The sequence below is a fragment of the Echinicola marina genome (assembly GCF_020463795.1).
In the GTDB taxonomy this organism is placed as follows: Bacteria; Bacteroidota; Bacteroidia; order Cytophagales; family Cyclobacteriaceae; genus Echinicola; species Echinicola marina.
In genome coordinates this window covers 3,922,928-3,944,567 of record NZ_CP080025.1, presented here as the reverse complement: position 1 = coordinate 3,944,567, position 21,640 = coordinate 3,922,928, and the positions used below count along the sequence as shown (strand labels likewise).

20 protein-coding genes are annotated in these 21,640 nt (G+C 41.1%); 2 read left to right on the top strand and 18 right to left on the bottom strand.

Going from position 1 to position 21,640, the window contains the following annotated elements; translation table 11 throughout:
- Positions 1–60: 60 nt before the first annotated feature.
- The 4 genes from KZP23_RS15760 to KZP23_RS15745 all read right to left on the bottom strand — a co-directional run bounded on the left by KZP23_RS15760 (position 61) and on the right by KZP23_RS15745 (position 4,217).
- Entirely contained in the window at positions 61–1,503 is a 1,443-nt protein-coding gene (locus tag KZP23_RS15760) for an HsdM family class I SAM-dependent methyltransferase (protein WP_226332748.1), read from the bottom strand.
- A 356-nt stretch (positions 1,504–1,859) separates the two neighbouring features.
- On the bottom strand, positions 1,860–2,060 hold the full coding sequence (locus KZP23_RS15755; RefSeq protein WP_226332747.1) for a hypothetical protein: 201 nt from the start codon (positions 2,058–2,060) through the stop codon (positions 1,860–1,862).
- Between the two features lie 318 nt (positions 2,061–2,378).
- Positions 2,379–2,810 (bottom strand): DoxX family protein, encoded by a 432-nt coding sequence (locus tag KZP23_RS15750; RefSeq protein WP_226332746.1) that lies wholly within the window; start codon positions 2,808–2,810, stop codon positions 2,379–2,381.
- A 543-nt stretch (positions 2,811–3,353) separates the two neighbouring features.
- Positions 3,354–4,217 (bottom strand): follicular epithelium yolk protein subunit, encoded by an 864-nt coding sequence (locus KZP23_RS15745; RefSeq protein WP_226332745.1) that lies wholly within the window; start codon positions 4,215–4,217, stop codon positions 3,354–3,356.
- A gap of 521 nt (positions 4,218–4,738) precedes the next feature.
- Here KZP23_RS15745 and KZP23_RS15740 point away from each other — a divergent pair.
- A complete protein-coding gene (locus KZP23_RS15740; protein ID WP_226332744.1) occupies positions 4,739–5,182 on the top strand; it encodes a DinB family protein in 444 nt (147 codons plus the stop codon).
- 246 nt (positions 5,183–5,428) lie between these two features.
- On the opposite strand, the gene KZP23_RS15735 is transcribed toward KZP23_RS15740, so the two are convergent.
- From KZP23_RS15735 to KZP23_RS15720, 4 genes are all read right to left on the bottom strand, one after another.
- Complete coding sequence (locus KZP23_RS15735; protein WP_226332743.1) at positions 5,429–5,917, bottom strand: VOC family protein; 489 nt, start codon at positions 5,915–5,917, stop codon at positions 5,429–5,431.
- Between the two features lie 196 nt (positions 5,918–6,113).
- A complete protein-coding gene (locus tag KZP23_RS15730; protein WP_226332742.1) occupies positions 6,114–6,725 on the bottom strand; it encodes a dihydrofolate reductase family protein in 612 nt (203 codons plus the stop codon).
- Between the two features lie 360 nt (positions 6,726–7,085).
- Entirely contained in the window at positions 7,086–7,304 is a 219-nt protein-coding gene (locus KZP23_RS15725; protein ID WP_226332741.1) for a hypothetical protein, read from the bottom strand.
- A 15-nt stretch (positions 7,305–7,319) separates the two neighbouring features.
- Entirely contained in the window at positions 7,320–7,811 is a 492-nt protein-coding gene (locus KZP23_RS15720) for a DinB family protein (protein WP_226332740.1), read from the bottom strand.
- A 288-nt stretch (positions 7,812–8,099) separates the two neighbouring features.
- Here KZP23_RS15720 and KZP23_RS15715 point away from each other — a divergent pair, with 288 nt between their 5' ends.
- Positions 8,100–9,125 carry a helix-turn-helix transcriptional regulator gene (locus tag KZP23_RS15715; RefSeq protein ID WP_226332739.1) on the top strand — a complete coding sequence of 342 codons (1,026 nt, stop codon included), beginning with the start codon at positions 8,100–8,102 and terminating at the stop codon, positions 9,123–9,125.
- Between the two features lie 320 nt (positions 9,126–9,445).
- Here KZP23_RS15715 and KZP23_RS15710 read toward each other — a convergent pair whose 3' ends face one another.
- From KZP23_RS15710 to KZP23_RS15665, 10 genes are all read right to left on the bottom strand, one after another.
- On the bottom strand, positions 9,446–9,853 hold the full coding sequence (locus KZP23_RS15710; protein ID WP_226332738.1) for a VOC family protein: 408 nt from the start codon (positions 9,851–9,853) through the stop codon (positions 9,446–9,448).
- A 7-nt stretch (positions 9,854–9,860) separates the two neighbouring features.
- Positions 9,861–10,241, bottom strand: coding sequence for a DoxX family protein (locus tag KZP23_RS15705; protein ID WP_226332737.1), 381 nt, complete (start codon positions 10,239–10,241; stop codon positions 9,861–9,863).
- Positions 10,242–10,245: 4 nt separating this feature from the next.
- Positions 10,246–10,749, bottom strand: coding sequence for an SRPBCC family protein (locus KZP23_RS15700; RefSeq protein WP_226332736.1), 504 nt, complete (start codon positions 10,747–10,749; stop codon positions 10,246–10,248).
- A 1-nt stretch (position 10,750) separates the two neighbouring features.
- Positions 10,751–11,257: an SRPBCC family protein gene (locus KZP23_RS15695; protein WP_226332735.1), complete on the bottom strand. Its 507-nt coding sequence runs from the start codon at positions 11,255–11,257 to the stop codon at positions 10,751–10,753.
- A complete protein-coding gene (locus tag KZP23_RS15690) occupies positions 11,247–11,579 on the bottom strand; it encodes a metalloregulator ArsR/SmtB family transcription factor (protein ID WP_226332734.1) in 333 nt (110 codons plus the stop codon). Before KZP23_RS15690 ends, KZP23_RS15695 begins: the two co-directional genes overlap by 11 nt.
- A 1,444-nt stretch (positions 11,580–13,023) precedes the next feature.
- Positions 13,024–14,913: a rhamnogalacturonan lyase gene (locus tag KZP23_RS15685; protein ID WP_317198001.1), complete on the bottom strand. Its 1,890-nt coding sequence runs from the start codon at positions 14,911–14,913 to the stop codon at positions 13,024–13,026.
- Between the two features lie 98 nt (positions 14,914–15,011).
- Positions 15,012–16,787, bottom strand: coding sequence for a RagB/SusD family nutrient uptake outer membrane protein (locus KZP23_RS15680; RefSeq protein ID WP_226332733.1), 1,776 nt, complete (start codon positions 16,785–16,787; stop codon positions 15,012–15,014).
- Positions 16,788–16,825: 38 nt separating this feature from the next.
- Entirely contained in the window at positions 16,826–20,023 is a 3,198-nt protein-coding gene (locus tag KZP23_RS15675; RefSeq protein WP_226332732.1) for a SusC/RagA family TonB-linked outer membrane protein, read from the bottom strand.
- A gap of 18 nt (positions 20,024–20,041) precedes the next feature.
- Positions 20,042–21,409, bottom strand: coding sequence for a fasciclin domain-containing protein (locus KZP23_RS15670; protein ID WP_226332731.1), 1,368 nt, complete (start codon positions 21,407–21,409; stop codon positions 20,042–20,044).
- A 43-nt stretch (positions 21,410–21,452) separates the two neighbouring features.
- Positions 21,453–21,608: a hypothetical protein gene (locus KZP23_RS15665; RefSeq protein WP_226332730.1), complete on the bottom strand. Its 156-nt coding sequence runs from the start codon at positions 21,606–21,608 to the stop codon at positions 21,453–21,455.
- Positions 21,609–21,640 lie beyond the last annotated feature (32 nt).

Genomic DNA, 21,640 nt, shown 5'->3' with positions numbered 1-21,640 from the left:
CATACTTCACCCAGTCACCACCAAAGGCTATACTACACCCGGTAGGGGCTGTGACTACGCCTAGCGGGGAATTTCTTTGATATGTGCGGAGGTCAGTTCACAGTTCTTGGCCCCTAGGTTTTTGCGCAGCTTCGCAAAGCGCTGGGAAGCATCGATAAGAATGACCTTTCCCTGTCGCTCCTTAGGCTTATGATTGGTAAGCAACCAGATATAGGTGGTGATGCCCGTATTGTAGAAAAGGTTATTGGGCAGCTGGATAATACCCTCCAATAAATCATTTTCAATGATATAGCGGCGGATATTGCTTTCCCCACTTCCTGCATCCCCGGTAAATAGACTGGAACCATTATGAACCGAAGCAATTCTAGAGCCCAAAGGGCTTTGGCGAAGCGGTTTCATCTTACTGACCATTTCCATCAAAAACAGCAGCTGCCCATCAGAAGACCTTGGCGTAGCATCTACCTCGGCAGTATTTCCCCAATAATCGGTTAATGGCAGAATAAACCGGGGATCAATAATATCTTTTCCGTCTTTGATATTTTTCAGATCAGAATTCCAGGACTTGCCATAAGGCGGATTGGAAAGCATAAAATCAAAGGTGGTCCCGGCAAACTCATCAGTGGACAGGGTCGAACCTACCCGGATGTTTTTGGGATCATTGCCCTTGATCATCATATCCGATTTACAGATGGCATAGGTCTCGTCATTGATTTCCTTGCCATAGAGATAGACATCCCCGATGGCTCGGATTTCGCCTTCCTCATCCTTAATGAAATTTTGGGATTCGGTCAGCATACCTCCTGATCCACAGGCCGGGTCATAGATGGTCATGACCTGGGGTAAATTGTTTTTAATAGGCTCAAAAACAATATGCGTCATCAGGTCAATCACCTCACGGGGCGTAAAGTGCTCCCCGGCCTCCTCATTATTTTCCTCGTTAAATTTCCTGATCAGCTCCTCAAAGACATAGCCCATACCCAAATTGCTAAGTGGTGGCAACTTACGTCCATCAGGATCTTCTTTATCAAAAGGGGTCAGGTTGATATAAGGTGAGGTAAACTTTTCCAAGACATCCAGCAAGACATCTTTGCTGGCCATATGCCTGATTTGGCTTTTCAGCTTAAACTTCTCAATAATCTCCTTGACATTGGGGCTAAAGCCATTTAAATATTCCTCAAAATTGGCCTGCAGGATCTGCTGGCTATTGGTAGCCGTCTGGTACAGCCGCATCAAGGTCCATTCGCTGGTATTATAAAACACATAGCCACTGGCATCGATCAGTCCACCTTCATCCCATTCGGTAAAACCCGCCTCATCCCGCTGGAAGGCCAACTCCTCCATTACCGCCTCCTTGGTAGGTTCCAAGAGGGCATCCAGTCTTCTCAGCACCACCATGGGCAGGATCACATCCCGGTACTTCCCACGAACATAGACATCTCTCAAACAATCATCGGCAATGGACCAGATAAAGGAAACTAATTTATTATGTACGGCAGTATTCATATAAATGGTATCAACTATATATTAATGAATGCCCTTTACCAGAAGTCATCATGACATTACCCATTATTTTCCAAATAGGAGTGATCCATATAGCTCCAAAATCATTTAACAATTTTATAAGACCTTGTTTATGAGTATACTCCAATGTAAAGTGGAAAAATGGGCAAGACATCAAACAACAAACGCTTTCAGTTCAAAAAGACTCCCTTGGTAAAAGCTGTCACAAGATGCCCAAAATTATACAAACAGGCAATGAAAATGTTAATGGTCCGGTAAATTTGGGTGTTTCTAGGGAAAGTAAAAAGCTGATCTCATCCCGAAATCAGCTTTTAGTATTTGGGTAATACATCCATAAATTAGCTAGTATGGCAGGCATTACTGCAAGTCTTGCAACCATTAGCGGTTGGGTAGATTTGCCTTGCTTTAGCTACGGCTGTGCCACAACCATAGTGTTCTCCAAGATACTGGTAGTCGGAAGGAAAATACCGACATCCTTCCCTGTGCACCTCATGATCACCATTAGTTTGTTGACGGTTGTTTACTACGTACTTTTCCATGTCACTTAATTTTTAAAGTTTAAAACATTAATTTTCAATAAGGTAGCTAAAAAAAAGGTTGAAAATAAAATAGTGACATAGGTTGTCGTACTTCTGTCTTTACAAATTCTCAGGATATTAAGGCGAAGTAGCATACTTCGCCTAGAGAGGATGAAGAGGCATCCTTTATCCACTAGGAAAAAAAGCTTTCCCCATAATTACCCCTTTCCCAGCACCACTCGTTCAACACTGCATTCATGCCTGCCCGCCATTGGAGGGTTCGGCCGTTCCGGCCATACGAATGCTTAGTTATTATGGTGTCGATTTTTCATTTTTCGTTCAGTTTTTTTGTTTAGAAATCAGATTGTCCAATTCCAAATATTTCTCTTTCATTAAACTCAAGGCAAAGGCTCCGGCAGAAGCACTGAAAACAGAATAGTCAAAGGCTCCTTTTATTCCACTTGAGAAAGTCATTGAGAGTGCAAATACTAACAATAGGAATCCACTCAATTTTGCGAACAGTTCCGTTTTAAAACCGATTATCAAGAAAAATGCAAAGATAATTTCGGCAACGGTTGCTAAAGTTCCTATTGGCGGAATTATCGAATCTGGGAACCAGGGATTTATTAATTTTGTGTAATTCAAGAAATTTTCCCAGTTTCCCCAAACAGAAACTTCTTTATCCCAGATTCCAAATCTGTCCGCTACTGCTGATAGAAATCCGATTGATATTGCGAAGCGCAAAAAAAGTTTGATTATTTTATTGTTCATTTTTAGTGTATTTCAGTATTGTTTTTTTAAATGCACCACAACTTGTTTATCTATAAACCGAAGGTTTACTAAGCGCGTTGCCTGCGTTAGCTTGGAATACCTGAGGTCAATTTTATTAATGGGTCATCCACAAACAATTCTAGTTTTTTAATGCCATACCCCTCTATCCAAAAAAGTGCTACCCTATTATAACTTGTGAAATATTTCACATCGACCAAAAGATCGAATTCCTAAACCTACTAAATCCCCTTAAACAAAAAAATACTCCACAGGGAGTATTTTTACCAAGCCCACAAAAAAAGCCCTCCAAAAGAAGGGCTCAAACACATATATCTGTGCCCAAATAGACAAAGACAGGAACATTGCAACTATAATAAGGAATAGGAATTTGCTCCACCTACTGATAATTTGTAGTTGTCTGCTATTGGGACACCCATGATGACTGCCAAATACCGCAATCATTGTTTTTTTCTAACTTGCTTTCGGCTAAGCAACTCTATGGAAAAGCAGGGGAAAATCCCCTGCCATAACTAAATTAAACAATTATACCCCCACTTCATCGGCAAGCACCCTTTCACTCATTAGTTTACCGCTTACCTTGTCCTTAAGCTCAATTTTTGAATTGGAATAATAACCTATCTCTATATCCTCGGTGGATTGAATTGAATTTGAGATCCCCCCTGATGACATGACACCCCCTATGCCCAAACTAAAAAAATGGTGCCCCTTATAGGTTGGATTATAGTTGATGGCCGTACTACCGATCAAATAGGCGTTATAGCGAATTCTAACCTTCATCACTCCCCTGCTAGCCGAAAGTTCTGCCAAAACAGATTCTCCAGGGTCTAGCTGAACGCTTACACCTGAAGTCGATCCTACCGTAATAGATTTGGACTCCTGTCCTCCAGTACCCCATGATTGACTATAGGACAGAGAAGTCTCTCCTTTCACTCCTGTTCCCAAAAATTCCACTCCATAAGTGATTTTCTGACCCACTGAAAGGGAGCCTCCTACACTCCAATTTGAACTTGTGGTATTATTGACAGATTCAGAGATGGCTACATTGAAGGTTCCCTTTTTGCTGCTCTCATTGGTGAATTCCTGGGTTTTTACAATTACTGGCTCTGAAGTAATACCAAGTATTTCGGCACTTTGAACAACCAATACCATATTGACCTGGGGCCAACTGTAGGTTTTGTACAGGTCTCCCCATGGAGTGGGACTGTGGAGATAGGCATCATTTGGTGACTTGCCAAAGTAGGCTTTGACGGCATCCTTGAGCTGCTTGTCGCCCAACCTGAACGTTGTCCTTTCTTCATCTGTAATAACATGCTGAACGGTTCCGCTTGCGTTTACACTACAAACAGATTTGTCCTGCCCTGCAATAATGCTGATACTGATTCCCATGATGTTAAAAATTTAAGAGTTAAAAATAAATTGGTGTTGCCTACTCGATTTTAGGGATTTTCGGCTTGGTCCCCTCATACAAAATTGCCAATGGCCTTTCAATCAAAGTAGCCATTGACCGCACAACAAACTTTATTGTTGTGTTCAAAAACAACCGGCCAGTAGAATTTGTCCGTACCCATAGCTCTTCAAAAGTTAGAAGACCTCCATCACCTTTCCCGCTTGAGTGTGGTTTATGACAAAGGGGATAAATGGTTCTTTTTCTTTTCGTTGGGATAAAACTCCGAAATATTCCCCTTATAAAACAGCGTATAATTTACTGATTGACTTTTCAGGTAGAAATACCCTATAACCTCAAAATAGCCTGGCCCAATGGCCTTGACTTAACGGATATAAAGACCATCAACAATAGTCCAATATTTCCTAGCCTTAAGAAATTAAGCTAAAAGTTCCTGTATACCTAACACCAGTATACTGCTTTACGTTATCTATTAACCGAATCCCACATAAAAACAGATATAATGAAACAGTTTTTTAAAGAATTATTGGAGTATAGCCATCATTACAACCAAAAGTTATCAGATATTTTCGCTGATCAACCAGACAATACACCTGAAAAAGCAGTTAAGTTATTTAATCATCTTTTGAATGCTCATCAAATTTGGAACAACAGAATTAATGCTGAACAACCAGCCTTTGGGGTTTGGGAATTGCATGACACGAAAGACTTAAAGCGCATTGACAAGATAAATCACGAACATACTTTGAAAATTCTTGGCAAATTTGACTTAAACGAGAATTGTACCTACAAAAACACAAGAGGTGAAATATTCGAAAACAGTATCCAGAACATTTGTTTCCACATCATTAACCATTCGACTTATCATAGGGGACAAATTGCGTCTGAATTTAGGCTACATGGACTAGAACCTTTAGTTACGGACTACATTCATTACAAGCGATAATATAGCATAATGGACCAACCATATTGTTTAAATATCCTGCTCCTATCCTGATGTAATAATATCCTACTTTTATTATACTCCACTCTTAAAGAACTTTATAAAATAAGCTGAATATGACTTATTCATTGGTCATATTCAAATGCATGGAAACAGTCTTGTCCAAAAAGCTGCCATCACAGTCCAGTTATTAGGAAAATACTTGCTTCCAACTCTCAATCTCCCTATTGCAATGGATTTTATTTTCTTCTAAAAATCAGCAATAATGATCTTTTTCATGCCCATCATCTTTTTAAATGCTCCTGGTCTTTTGTTGAGCTCCTCCCAATCTTCAGGGCAAACTTGCCAGCTCAAACCATACTTGTCCTTTAACCAACCACAGACACTCTCTTCACCACCATTAGCCGTCAGCGTCTCCCAATAATAATCAATTTCGTCCTGGTCTTTACAAGTGATCATGAACGATACGGATTCATTAAACTTAAACAGTGGTCCCGCATTGATACCTATAAATTTCATTCCCAATATTTCAAATTCCACCGTAAGTACCTTACCAGCAAAGTCTTTTTGAAATTCTGCTAAACCTTCTTCAGCTGTTTTTGGATAATAGGTGATATTTGAAATTTTCCCATCAGGAAAAATGGCTACATAATATTCTGCAGCTTCCTTTGCGTTTTTATCAAACCATAAATTCGGAATAATTTTACTTTTTACCATATCATGTTCTTTTGTATTCATTCGTATATTCTTTCTGAAATCAGTAGATCAAATTAATCACCAACCAGAAAAGATAGGCCTTAAGAAACATCTTTACTCCAAGGCATATTAATGGCAATTATAACAGCAGCCCCTAATATTAGAAACCTGCTTACATGCCAAACCATACTCATCAACTACCCAACTGACACAATATAAATGAATTATTTATTCTTAACTATGCCTTCTGTGGTTCATAATAGAGAATCATGGCACCACCATTAAAAGTTTTAGTCTTGAGGAGCTTAAAAACAATCCTGTCCTCTATGCCCTCAAATAATGGTAAACCTTTTCCCTCAACAACTGGATAGATACAAAGCTGGAATTCATCGATTAAATTCAGTTTTAATAGCTGTACGATTAAACTACGACTACCAACAAAAATATCTTTACCTGCCCCTTGTTTGAGCACCAAAACTTCCTCTTTTAACCCACGCTGTGCGATTGTAGCACTTTCCCATACTACATTTTTGATGGTATCAGAAAAGACTATTTTCGGGATTTTGTCTATGGCTAGCGCAAAATCATTCATTGATTTCTCTTCAGAAGGATTTTCTAGGAGACTCCGCCAAAACTCCATAAGCTGATACGTAGTCCTGCCATATAAGATGGCATCTCCCTCACCTAATAATTGCGTATAATGCTGATGTATTTCTTTATCAGGTAAGCCAGCAGTATGATCGCAAAATCCATCAAGGGTCATATTTAATACAGCAACTAACTTTCTCATAGTATATTTATCCTTACTGCCATTTCTAAACTGGAATACCCAAGTTTTACCTCTATCCAAATATATCATTTTTAGGCTTTCAAAAAAACGCAAGGACTTGTCTGAATACGGTAAATTGAAATCACTAAAACGGAGCCTTAAGTTGATGCCAAAACATGAAGTAGGGTACTCAATAGCTTATCCAAAACACTGTCCAGAGGAAAATATAGCTGCAAAAAAAAGCCATTGCAGCCTGTTAATAACGGATCAGTCCTAAAAGTTGGGGATCAAGCAATATTTCTTGGGGGGGTGAATAATTTCAAACTTAAATTTGTCTATCCTTGTCAGATTAAGCCCAACTCCATCTCAACAGAAACTACTAAGACAAAAGGGTGGAGCGCCATACTCCACCCTTTTGGGACAAACAGTTACCTCATATAGTTAAAAAAGCTCTTCACAATAAAAACCATGATATTGTATGGCTTTTAAAACTGTATCGGCTTGGACCATTGGAGACTCGACCCGAAGAATATGGTCGCAATCCTCCAAATCAAAGTTCCAACGGCCATTTTGAGCCACCAACCGGTTTAATGTGGCCTGCACTATTGCTACCTCCTTATTTTTTGTAATGGAAGTCTTAAATACCAAAACTGTCTTCATTCCAAATGATTTGGATCAACGCTCATAAAAGAACGGAGGTTCAACACCTAAAGCACGTAAATAGACATATCCTTGTCCCCGATGATGGATTTCATTATCTATAAAATAGAAGATGGAAGACCAAACAGTCCCCTCATATTGCCCAAAGGCTTTAATGCTTTGTTTAAACTGCTCAGGCCTTACCTGCGCCCAATAAGTGTTGATTTCAGCTGTAGCTTCATCCCAAAGTTCAAGAATTTTTGACTTTTGATTGCCGTGATCAACTTCTTCAACCAAGCTACTGATCTCCCCAGTAGCTATTTCCTTAATGCCTGGACCTGCTATGGCCAAAAGCTCCATTACCATATCAGCAAAACTACGCATGCCACCTATAGTGTAATTAAAAAAAGCTTCTTCAGGAAAAGCTTCAATAACCCTTCGGGTTAATCCCCGGTGACCTTGCCAATGGGCCAATAGATCAGATGGTGTAATAACCGGCGCTAATAATGTGTTTGTTCTTGATTCCATAACTGTAGTTTTTTTGTTTCAATCAAAATTATAATGGGCAGGTGACAGCTTTGTGTCAGCAGGAAAAAATAAATCCTAAAAAAATCCCTTAACTAAACGACATTGATATTCCGGGTTAAAGGTATCAACTGCCCCTGAGCCCAGTTATACTTGGCAGTTAGACAGGCTTCTGACCACTTAAGCAAAGGATTTGTGCTTATTGCCATCAGCAGATTTAGTAAACATCTCTTGACATGCCCCTGTCACCTGCTCTAGGCTTCTTTGCACCTCATATGCACTGAAGTCATCATGTTGAAGTCAATATTTAAAACATACTTTCGCCTGAAATCCTATCTTTGGGAAATAGCTTATGGTATTATGGGACTAGATACGGTAAAACGTTTTGACAGAATTGTAGCGATCCTTATTCAGCTACAGTCTAAAAACATAGTTAAGGCACAAGAATTGGCTGACCGATTTGAAGTGAGCCTGCGCACGATTTATCGAGATATACGGACGCTTGAAGCCTCCGGTGTACCCATTATAAGTGAGGCAGGAGTTGGCTATTCCATTATGGAAGGATACCGTTTACCGCCCGTTATGTTTACCCGAGAAGAAGCGGGAAGTTTTGTGGCTGCCGAAAAACTGATGCAGAAATTCGTGGACAAATCCTTGGGCAATTACTACGAATCCGCCATGATAAAGCTGAAATCTGTTTTGCGCGGTCGAGAAAAAGATTGGATTTCTGCCCTGGAATCACAAATCTTGGTTGACCCTACCAATAAATTGTTTAATGACAGTTTACCCAATGCCCTTGAAACCTTGTTTGAAAGTATCGCTGAAAAAAGACAGGTATTTCTAAAATACCAAGCCTTAAATAGCGAATCACCTTCCGAACGTTTAGTTGAACCAGTAGGGATATATCATGAATCAGGCTTTTGGTATGTATTGGCTTTTTGTCATTTGAGAAACGATTATAGGCAGTTCAGGACCGATAGGATGCAGGCCATTAGATCTACCCCACATAATTTTACCAGAGAACACATTTCCTTGGATGAATACCGCAGCCAGCATGAAGATATACCAAAAACTAAAGTAGTGATCACCATTGATAAAAGTGTAGTACGCTATATAAACAATAGTAAAATGCAATATGGTTTTGTCTCCGAGAAAGTCAAAGGAAACCAAGTGGAAATGACATTCATGACACCCTATATCAAACACGGTTTTTCGAGATGGTATATTGTTTTTTCAGATTATGCCAAAATAATTGAACCTGAAAGTTTAAAGCTTCAGGTAAAAGCAATTTTAGAAAAGGCCATTACCAAGTTATGATGCCCTTCTGACCATTTACACCACCTTTATCTTCCAAAACCACCAGATAAAATCCGGTCTTTCCCACTCTATCTCCTCTTTACCACTACCGGCTATTGGGTTTATACCTCCTTAGGCTTAACTAAAAATTGCCTGGACATCTAAGTGATTGCTCCACATCAATGAGGTGAAATGGAAAAATAGTAGCAAAGACCAAGCTCACCAATAAGAAAGCCCAAACCTCTTAATACAGTTGACCCCAATAATGGAGCTTTTCTATATTATGAGGGCTGAGCCACTTACCAAGCTGCCAGAAAACATATAGTTATTTTTGCGTCTATTTATTCAGTTGGCGCTTTTGACATATCCATATGGAATACCTCCCAAGTGTGCCCGTCAAAATCTTCAATTGTCCGCTGTTGCATAAAACCATAATCCCTTAATTCATTTGGTTCAATCCCCCCTGCCTTTAAACCGTTTTCCAGGATTTCATTCATTTCACTTACACTATCGACAGATAATGAAAAAAGCCCTGCTATATTCGCTTTGGTGTCGGCTATCGGTTTGGTAATAAAGCCTGAAAACTTTTCATGTTCCATTAACATTACAAAAATGGTGTCGCTCCACACCATACATTTTGTGGTGTCGTCTGAAAATTGAGGATTGTTGGTAAATCCCAATGCTGTGTAAAACCCCATGGATTTGTCCACATCTTTTACCGCTAAATTGATGAAGATCTGTTTTACCATTTTATTTCTATTTTAAATTCATTGCTTGAATGTTGTTTTTGTAATAGTAGGATAGTGCAAGAATGCCCAAGAATACCAAGGGCATGAGCATATACCCTAAGTTTTTATCGACAAAAGCATGGCTAATGAATGCAAAAATTAAATTAAATGAAAGTCCTGCATAAGCCCACTCTTTTAGCTTTTCAGGTGTTTTGGGGAAAGTGATTGCAATAACCCCAAGGACTTTTGCTATGACCAATGCGTAAGCAAAATAATCAGGATACCCCAAAGCTTTTGTTCCAACAGTCATATACTCCGGTGCAAAAATCCAAGTACTCAACGGCATAACACCTTCCCAAAGTGCTATGATAATAATGGCCGTCCAAAAAATGATTGCTTTCTTTTTCATTGTCTTAATGTTTATGAGTGGATAATATTTCCGCCAAATGATCTAATGTTGCCGTAAACCCCTCTTTGAAGCCCATTTGTATGTGCATTTCAAGATCTTCAAGTTTCTCGTGTTTAATGGAAATTTCCACTGTTGTAATACTTTGTTTTTCACTAAAGTCCAGGTTCCACTTTGCAGAGGGAAATTGTTCGTTGATGTTTTCATCCTTGTCAGCAAAAGCATCCTTGAATTGGAAATTGTCCTTTGGGGAAATTGAAGTAAAGTCCTGAATGGACCAATGTTCCTCTCCTTCAGGGCTAACCATAGCATAAAATCTTCGCCCACCTTCTTCAAAGTTCATATACTTTGTTCTTGATTTCCAAGGCTGTGGTGCCCACCATCGGTCAAGGAGCTCCTGTTTTGTAAAAGCATCCCAAACCATAGCTTGTGCTGCATCAAATTCCCGGTTTACGAAAACGGTACTTGTTTTTTTATCAACAGTAAAGTCAAATAGCAAATTGCTTTTCATATCATATGTCTTTAAGTGTTAGTAGTAATTCATCAAGATTTCCTAATGCCATTGTAAGACCTTCCTTAAAGCCCATTGCAATCATTTGTTCTATGTCTTCCAATTTTTCGTGTTTTAAGGTGATGACTACCATTGTAATCCCACTTTTTTGTGTGAAACTGTTCGTCCATAAGGAACGTGGTTTAGTGGTATTTTCAATTCCGTCCTCATCACAAAAGGCATCTAGCCAAGACAGTATTTTCTTTGGTTCAATGGCTTTATAATCAGCTTTGCACCACATTTTTTCACCTTCTGGGCTTACCATTGCATAAAGCCACATTCCACCTACTCTAAGATCCAATGATTTTGTTTCAATGTGATATGGTCTAGGTGCCCACCATTCATTTAATAATTCAGGTATTGTCCACGCATCCCATACCAATCCGAGATTAGCATCAAATTCACGTTTTATGTGAATGGTATTGGTTTCTCTATCTACAGTAAAATCAAATAGCAAACTACTCTTCATTTTTTTTGCTTTTTAGTGTTGATAATAAATTGTCAAGTTGGTCAAAACGATTTTCCCATATTTTTCTGAACTGTTCCAACCATCTATCTATTTCCTTCATTTTTTCAATTTTCAGTGCATAGTAGATTTCTCTCCCTTGTTGCTTGGCTTCTACAAGCTCACATTCGTTTAAAATTTGAATATGCTTTGAAATCGTTGGCCTTGCTGCATCAAAGTTTTCAGCAATAGTTCCTGCGGTCATAGCTTGTGAGGTAAGCAAAACTAAAATTGCTCGTCTTGTAGGGTCGGAAATAGCTTGAAATATGTCTCTTCTTAATTTCATTACGTAGTTATTTGACTACAAATTAAATGAAGTTATTTGGCTACGCAAGTATTTATCCTTTTTTCTCTGAAAATTATTGTTTAGGTCTTATGGATTGATATTTCCCACACCGCTCATAAATTGCCCTCTAGCAGGGATTAGACGTACATTGTATAGTCGTCACCTAGTGTAGTACTTATCCAAAAAATCCTCTCACTATATGGCAAAACCAATATATAATTGCTTGTACTTATTTACTATCCCTTATATATAATACTAAAAAACACACCACATAAGCTATCTCAAACCCGCCTCAAGAATAGCACATTTCCTAAAAACATATCCCAAAAAACGTCCCCTTAACGAGGCGTAGTATAGTACTGGGAGTTTCCATAGCCAAACCTTTTTTAAAAAAATACACCAAATAAAATTTGGACGTTCCCTAGATGTTCCCACGATGTCTCCTTGATGTTCCCTGTATATCTCCTCTTTGTTCCCACTTCCGAAGGTGTTTTTAGGTAACAATTAGAACTTCCCACATCATAACAAAAGCCATTAACTAAGCACTAAATAATTCCGCCAATACCCACAGCTAAATTCCATTTATTCCAATTACGAGAACTTTGCCAATGTTTTAAACATTGGCAAAGTTAACTCATTTTCAATTCCACATTGGTGCGATTAAAGGCAGAACAAACCTCTTAAACAGTTGAAAACATGATTTAACCATTACCCCTCCGTCCTTACTACCCCAACAATTAACCAGTTAACCCTTAACCATTCCCAAATCCCAAATCCCAATTCTCCAATCCCTCAGCTCAACAGTTCAACAACCCCACATCAAAGCCATACCAAAGCTGGGGCAAAGCTGCATCAAAGCTAGGGTAAAGCTGGGTTTAGCCCTCTTTTCAGTTAAAAAACATCCGAAAAAGGTTGAACACCCTAACCTACAATTTGGAACCAAAATAACCAGACATTTTCAATTCCCGCCCCCTAAACACTTAACTAATTAACCCTTAACCACTTCCCATTCCCCACCCCCAAACAATTAACCAGTTAACCATTAACCATTCCTAAATTCCCCATTCCTAAATTCCCCATTCCCAATTCTCCAATCCCTCAGCTCAACAGTTCAACAACCCCACATCAAAGCCACATCAAAGCTGGGGCAAAGCTGCATCAAAGCTAGGGTAAAGCTGGGTTTAGCCCTCTTTTCAGTTAAAAAACATCCGAAAAAGGTTGAACACCCTAACCTACAATTTGGAACCAAAATAACCAGACATTTTCAATTCCCGCCCCCTAAACACTTAACTAATTAACCCTTAACCACTTCCCATTCCCCACCCCCAAACAATTAACCAGTTAACCATTAACCATATTCTCCATTCCCGATTCTCCAATCCCTCAATTCGACAGTTCATCAGTTCGACAGTTCAACAATTCATCAATCCCCCCTACTTCCCGCTCAATCATTCACCCTGATCAAGGGGCGATTGGGCTTGGCCATTCCGGCTCCCAAATAAAAGCCTGTATGGGCAGGTTGGTTATAACCCACATTTTGCCATGCTATACTCAAGCGATAAACAGGATCATGCATCAAGGTATAAAAACGGAATTCGGTAGGAACAGTGCTGCTAAAGATACGCAACTCACTACCATCCGCAGTCCTCCCGATTAATTCTTCCCGCCAATCTCCCAAGATATCTGCACATAAGGCGGGATTGGACTTAGTACCGTTATTTTTGGCCATCCGGTAGTCCTCACCCGTAAAAATCCTTACCGAACGCTCATTTTCAAAATCCCACTTATCAATATCCACACCATTAAGGATCTCACGTAGCAAATCACCATCCCACCAAATCCCCATATTGCAGGACCGAGGTTTATGGGCCGAAATCATTTCACCTTTTACATTCCACAATCCGCTTAGCCCCTCTCCAGAAGCCCAGCATTCATAACCTTGATAGCGTGGATCTATATCAATGGCCAATCCGCGCCCCACATCTGGAGAAGGATAAGACCAAATAATTTCTCCTGTAGCCGCATCCCTAAGGTTCGCTCCATGCTCATGTCTTACATGCTCATGAATACCAAATACCTCCATCCCAGGACGCTCAGGGTCAATATCCGATAGGTGCAGCGCATCTCCATGTCCCAAGCCTGTCGTGTATAGACCAGATCCATCATCATCGATGGCCATGGCCCCAAATACAATTTCATCTTTCCCATCTTCATCTATATCTCCCACCGATAAGCTATGGTAACCTTGGCCTCCGTAAGGCTTATGCGCAGGATCTCCATCCTCACTGTCAAATGTCCATACTTCAGACAATTCTCCGTCCCGCCAATTCCAGGCAGCCAAAACCGTCCTGGTATAGTATCCACGAGTCATGATCAAACTGGGCCGTTCTCCATCGAGGTAGGCTATACCTGCTAAAAACCGATCCATACGATTGCCATAACCATCACCCCATAAGGACTTCAATTCTTCAGTACTTGGATTTAATTTCCCAGGATATCTGGGAGGAATATAATCTGTAGTGGCCAGTGCTTTGCCACTAAGCCCATCAAAAATGGTCAAGTACTCCGGTCCTTGCAGGATATAACCATCTTCATTGCGCCAATCAGCATTTGGGTCACCTATCACGGTCCCCATACCATCCACGCTGCCATCAGCTGTCTTGCAGGCCACTTCTGCCCTTCCATCCCCATCCAGATCATAAACCATAAACTGAGTATAATGGGCACCATCCCTGATATTCTTACCCAAATTGATTTCCCAAAGCATCTCCCCTTCCAGGGTATAAGCCTGAAGGATAGGAGGATCTGTCAAACCCTTATGGGAATTGTCATGGGTTTTCCCCGCTTGGTGAATGATGATTTCATATTGGCCATCTCCATTGAGATCGCCAACCGAAGCATCATTGGGCATATACCCTGTCGGTGTTTGCAGTGGAATGGAGAGGTAATTTTTATCCCAAGCAGCCTTGGAACCTGATCCTTGCTGTTCCTTGCCATCAAGGACCGCCTTTACCTCATAGCTTAGCCCTTTTTCAGTCGCTGACTGGTCCAAAAAACTGCTGGCTTTGTCCAGTGGACTTGCATTGAGCTTCGTCTTATCTCCAGAGTCAGAAATCCGGTATAAGTTAAAACAGATATCCTCTGGATCGGTCCCAAGCACTCGCCAGCTCACAAAATTCCCCCCACCTTCTTCAGCAGGAATAGCCACGAGCCCCCTGTCCAATGCTTCCATTTGACGTGCTTGTTGGGCTAAGGTAAAAAATGGGTAAGTATTTAAGGTTAATAGAACGACAATGCCTAAGACCTTGCCATTGCTCCAAATGTGGGTTAACATGATTTATTGTTCTTTTTAAATTGAATTTTCTTCAGACCAATCTGACAATGCAGCCCTGTCAGGTTTTGAAAACCTGAGAAGGCTTTATGTCCCCCTCTTTACTCCTCCCAATGAAATGGCAAAAACCAATCTCCACTCATTAACTTTGACCTGACGCCTGCAGCCCTGGAAACAGCTTCAGGATTATTGGACTGGGACATCTTGGCATATACCCTGTCGGCCAATACAGATGGATCTCTTCTCATCGCTATCCTCAGCAGCTGTGGCCAACGGTGCCCTTCAAATGCCAACTCCTGGGCCATTTCATCGATGATCAAATCTTCTGTCCAATCTTTTTCTTCTTGCACAAACTCAACCTCTTCAGGAAGTTCCTTAGGCGGCAGGTAAGCTCTTCCCCTGATCCCGATATGACGGTACCAGCTTCCCCTATACCTAGGAAAATCACCTTGCCTTCCATCAAAATCATATGGATGAGGATAAAATAGGGTGTTCATGATTTCTGTCACATCGTCCCCGGAAAAGCCTTCTGGTCTATATGCTCCAGGTATTCCTTGATTGACTATGGCCCTGGATAACTTACTGATATCTTCCAGGTTATCCCTGTTGGCTGCTTCTGCAAATTTCAAATGAATGGAGGCTGCCCGTTCGAGCATCCATTTGCCCTCTTCTTCCAATGGCCCTGTAATCGGATCATAATTGACCGTGTATTTACCCACTTCTGGTTGGGGGCTTTCCATATTTTCTGTCGATAGCACTCCCCTTGCATCAAACTCAAAATTGTTAAACTGAACCTCACTGTTCCATAAGTCCATCACGGATTGGGAAGGCTTCAACTGGTATTCGCCTTCTCCTGAATTGGCAAACAGCCTGATAAATGGGTACTTAGGGGCAAAGTCACTGCCGAAATGCATGGCCCAAACCCAAACTTGTTTTTCGTACCTTTCATTGGAGGCAATGCCAAAGATATGTTTCCAGCCCGCTGAAGGACTATTGATCAATGACCTAATATCATTTTCTTTATCATACCTGACATCAAAATCACCAGCACCTCCCCAACCTATACGGAGGTTATTGTAAAATTCCCCACTTGCAGCAAAGTCCCTGGTAGCAGTCTCCATAATATAGCGGTACATCTCAGCTGCCTGGGTATAGCTCCCCTGCCACAAATACAAATCTCCCAAAAGCACCCGCTTGGGCACAAAATACCGATCAATGCCATAACCATTGGAAGTGCCTACCAATCCAATATTGGAAGGATACCGGTCCAAATAAGGTACGTTTTCCATAAATTCGACCAATTCATCAATCAAATCAGGAAAGTTCAACTTTGGAAATAACAAGGGATTATTCACATCCTCTATGCTTTCTAAACTTTTGGTCACATAAGGTACGGCCCCAAAATGAATTCCCAATTGTAGATAAACCCAAGAACGTACCGCTCCAATATCAGAATACCGCTGATTAAACTGCTCTTCGGTCAGCCTGTTTTCATCCCGCATCTTCTTTAGCCCCTCCAGCACATCATTACAGTTTAAGATGACCCTATAAAAAGGCTTGGGATCTGCATATTTATTATGATCAGAAGCTACCACACTATGGTTACTAAGATCCATCAGGTCTTGCTCTGCCATCATGGTAGGCTCCATCAAATCCGCCCGCACCTCATTGAGTACCACATACTGCTCAGCCAATCCCATCAGCTGACCATACACTCCCATGACAGCCACATCTGCATCCAATTCATTTTGGTAATATTGTTCCTTTTCCAATTCTGCAGTTGGCTCCACCTCCAGCATGTCAGAACAGGAAAAAAATCCTGCTCCAAACACTGCCGCCATTATATAGCTATTGAATAAACCTTTTATCGATTTCATATTCTGGGCTGTTAAGATTCTTGTTAACTTTTGCATGATTACAATCCGATTTTAAGTCCCAAGAGTACACTGCTGAACTGTGGAAGTAATCCCATATCCACACCTTGACCAAATATGCTTCTGGTATAACTGAACTCAGGATCATAGCCCAAGTAATCCGTCAAGGTAAACAGGTTCTGTCCAGCGGCATAAACATTGACATTTTTGATAATCTTTCCGTCCACCGGGATATCATAGCTGATATTCACTGTTTTTAGCCTCAAATAGGAACCATCTTCTATCCATCGATCAGAAAAACGACTGTTTCCTGCCGGATCACCATAAGCCAACCTCGGCATATCAGTTGCCTGGCCTTCTGCTCTCCATCGGTTCCTTACACTGATCAATTGGTTTTCGTATCCTGACATGCTTTCCAACTGTTGCCTTTGATAATTATAAATATCATTTCCATAAGAGAAAGTAAAGGCAGCATCAAAAGTAAAACGCTTATAGCTGGCATGGGCAGTAAAGGCCCCGAAGAAATCAGGATTGGGATCCCCGATGATGGTCTTATCCATTTCATCTATGACCTTGTCCCCATTCTGGTCTACAAACATCACATCTCCTGCACCAAAAAACACTTGCTCTCCATCTACCCCTATAGTACTCAGCCCCGCTGATGCTGCAGCTTCTGAACTACTATAAACACCCGCTGTCTGATAACCATAAAATACATTGGCAGCTTCTCCCACAGTGGTGAGGGTCTCCCCACCTGCTACAGGTGTTACCCGCTGATCATAAGGAAGCGCCTTGATTTCATTGAGGTATTTTCCTACTTGAAGTCCAAGCTCTAATTTCACTTCCCTGTCCAATACCCGGGAACTAAGTCCTAGATCGATACCGCTATTCACCATTTCTCCGTCATTTGCCAAGTAGTAATCCAGTCCAGTGACCGTTCTCAATGGCTGATAGGTCAGCATATTGGAAATGGTGTTTTGATAAACATCCACACTTAGGCCAAAAACACGGTTGGCAGTGGCAAGATCAAATCCTGCATTGAGCTTACGATTGCTTTCCCACTGGATTTCCTTATTGGCCAGGTTTGAACGCACCAAACCTTGTACAGCTATTACATTCGCCCCCTTGTATAACTGGTATTGTTGATAGTTACCAATTCCGTCATTCCCGGTTTGGCTATAGCTCAAGCGCAGCTTTAAAAGGTCCAGACGGCTATTGGCCATAAAATCCTCCGAAGAAAGCAACCAAGCTCCTTGAACAGATGGAAATACCCCAAACTGATGTCCAAACAGACTTATTCCGTCCTGAGCAGCTGTTCCAAAACGGGAAGAGCCATCCACAGCCACTTTCACATCCAAGAAATATTTGCTGAGGTAATCATAGCTGGCATCCAAATAATAGCTCATCCAAATCCACTCACCTACATTTCCATAATTTTGGTTCAGGGAAACAACACCTGAGCCCAGTGTAATAAAGTCATCAGTACCTGAGTTAAAGGCCAAACCGGTATCTTCCTCCAAATTGCTTTTGTTATATCGGAAGCCCAGCCCCACATTCAAGTGATGCTGATAACCATAGGTATTGTTATAATCAAAACGCGTATCACTATAGGTACTGAACAACCTTTGGATCTGTCCACCTATCCTGTTCTTGACGATGGCATTTCCAGAAATTTCTTCTTCCACACCCAGATCAGGCACAAAGAAAGATTCCCTGTTTTGGTCAATGGTCAGGCCAAAAAGACTTTGAAGGCTGAATTGATCATTGAATTGATACTTCGCATTATAAGAACCAAAGAAACGGAAGCGCCTGTTCTGTCCCTGCATGTTTTCGATGATCGACCTGGGATTACTGATCCCCAAAGAATCGGAATCACTTAGGTTGGGCGACTTCTTACCTGCTTCATCATATATATTCGCGGCCAAAAATGGTGATTTGACCAAACCCAAATTCAGGGGACTGATATCTTCTACCCCATAACCATATTGGTACATATCATTCAGTGCATATGAAAAAGCCATATTCGTACCCGCCGTAAACTTCTCTGTAATCTGGAAATCACCATTGAAGCGCACATTGGAGCGGGAGAATGTTTCACCATCCATAACAGTCCGGCTTTTCAAATGTCCCATAGAAAGGGAATAGGTAGCAATATTGTCCCCACCAGAAACCTTGATAAAATAATTCTGGTCGTAGCTGCTACGCATCACCTGATTTTGCCATTGGGTATTATTATGATAATTATAATATCCCAATGTATCCGGCATATCATTCATATAACGGTGTGCCAAAACCTCATTGGTACTAAGTCCACTACTGGACAGCATCTCTGAAAAATAAGGCCGGTACTCATCTGCTTCCATAACAGGAAGACTTTGGGGCCTGATATTTACCCCTCCATAGGTATGAAAATCAATTCTTGTGGTAAGGTCTTTGGCCCTAGCTGTAGTGATCATAATCACCCCATTGGCTCCCTTGGTGCCATAGATGGAACCACCATCTTTGATAAATGTCACCTTATCGATGTCCTTGATATCAATAAAAGACAGGGGATTAGAAGTAAAGCCATTCAAAATGGAACCTTCATACTGGTTCATATCATAGATCATTCCATCCACCACCACCAATGGCTGTGTTTCGGCATTTAAGGAAGCCAATCCACGTATAAAGGTATTGGCCCCAACCCCTAATGCGCCTGATCTCCTGATCATATTCACACCAGCTGCTTGTCCCTGAAGTGCCGTCTCGGGACTGTTCGCTTTTCCCCTCCAAGCATCGGTCAGGTCTATGGCGTTTACTGATCCGGTAATATGCTCGCTCAATCTGCTATCATAAGGCAATTGGGCATAATTCCCTCCTGCCTTTGCCAATTCCAAATCACTCAGTTCAATATCCAAACTACTCCTGCCATTCAAAGGGATTTCCTTCACTATAAGGTCCCCAAAATTGATTTGGATAGTAGTACTAAATGAAGGTACCATCAGCTCAAACTCCCCGTTGGAGTTGGAAAAGGTAGCTGATAGGTCTTTATAGGCTATACCAATTCCTTCTAGCGGTTCCCCGGTTCTTTTGGATATCACCTTACCGTTGATTTGCTCAGCTAGGTACATGGATTTTTGATTGGGCTGCACTTTTACTTCCTGCACTTCCTCAACTTCTTGGGCAAATAATGCTCCTGCAAAGCCCATTTGAAGTGCCAGGGCAGCGGTACAAAATTTCTGTATATTTTTTCGCTTCATCGATTTCTAATTTTGGGTTTATTCAAATACTGGAACCAAGCGTAAATAATCCAAAACCAAGGAATTCCAGTCATTATTGGAATTGGCTTCTGCCTTAAGGATCACTTTAAGCTGTCCATAGTGCTGCACTTCATGTTCCCCAATAAATACTTCGGATAGGTCATTGATCCCTACCATTTTATTCCCATATGGAAGATTGCTTACTGAATCTATCGCAATGCTTTGCCAATTATTTCTTGGGATATAATTATCATTATTTGCCCTCCAATAGATCTTGTACTTGGTGGAATGGGCCTGAGGGACATTATAGGTCACATGGTAGGAAGGAGTACTGTGATTAATCACCAACAGGTCCCTTTTATTCGAAGCCCAACTTCTGGCCCTTACATTCACCGGCCCGGAACTGCCCGAAATGTCATCATAAAACTCTCCTTCTATTTTGATTTCAGGTACTTTGTCTGACCATTTATAGGAAAAATCATCCATCACATACACAACACCATTCGATGCGTTGATTTTTCTAAGCACATGCTCCGCATCGAAGGCCACTTTTACACTATCCACTGACAATAGGGTATCCGGTACATTATCATAATAGGCCGTGATGGAAAGTAAATCCTTTGCTAAACCGACTTTGAAGGCTTTGGACATAAAATCCTCCGGCATGGTATCCTTAAAATAAGGTTTCATTTCTCCCTTATAAGCCTCAAAAGCAGATTCATCCAACATGATCAAGGTATAAGTAGAATCCTCCACGCTTAAATCAGCTATTTCATACCGATAATAATTACTCGTCTCCATGCTGATAGGATCGGTCTCTGACATTTCCATGATCAGTTGGCTGACCGGATTATCACTTTCTTCCTGCACGATTTCCCAAACATTCTTTTTTGGGACCATATAACTATCCACCTTATAAAGCACACCATTCTTTGCTAAGCGGTCAGCATACTCAAAACCAGCAGATTCATCCACAGAACGGATACCGGTTTCGCTCAATAAGCTGATCTTACCATTGAGCATCTTTACCCTAATAGGTTCTTCTGCTGCCTGATAAGACAACCTCTCCTGGTATCCAATATGATTCCCAACAAAAAGCCTCAGCATATCATCATCTCCCGAAATGCTTTCAGGAAGTTCTTCTAATGCGGCGTTGGATGGGGCCCATACCGTGTAAGAGCCCGATGCCAACTGCTTATCCAATCCGGATTTTTCAAGTAAAGAGGCAAAGCTGCTCAAATCTGCATCTGAGTAGATCATTTGCACCAAATTATTGTTCAAGTCCTGCGGAGCGTCATTATGCGCTGCCCATTGGTCCTCACAGGAAAACAGACCAAGGGCAAACAGACCAAGCAGGTAATTTTTATATTTTCTAATCATCTTCATTGCTATTTGAATTATACGATTTTAGGTAAAATATCTTGGGACCTTAATCTTCCTGATAAACCAAGGAACCATCAAAGGAGAACTTAGGCCAAAGCTGCTCATCTCCCTCTGGGACAAAATGGATCATATCCAACCACATTCCTTCCCTGCCCACATTGATGCGATCAAACCTGATCACATGTTCTCCTGTGGTTTCCACATCTATCACCCCGACTAACCTACCTAACCAAT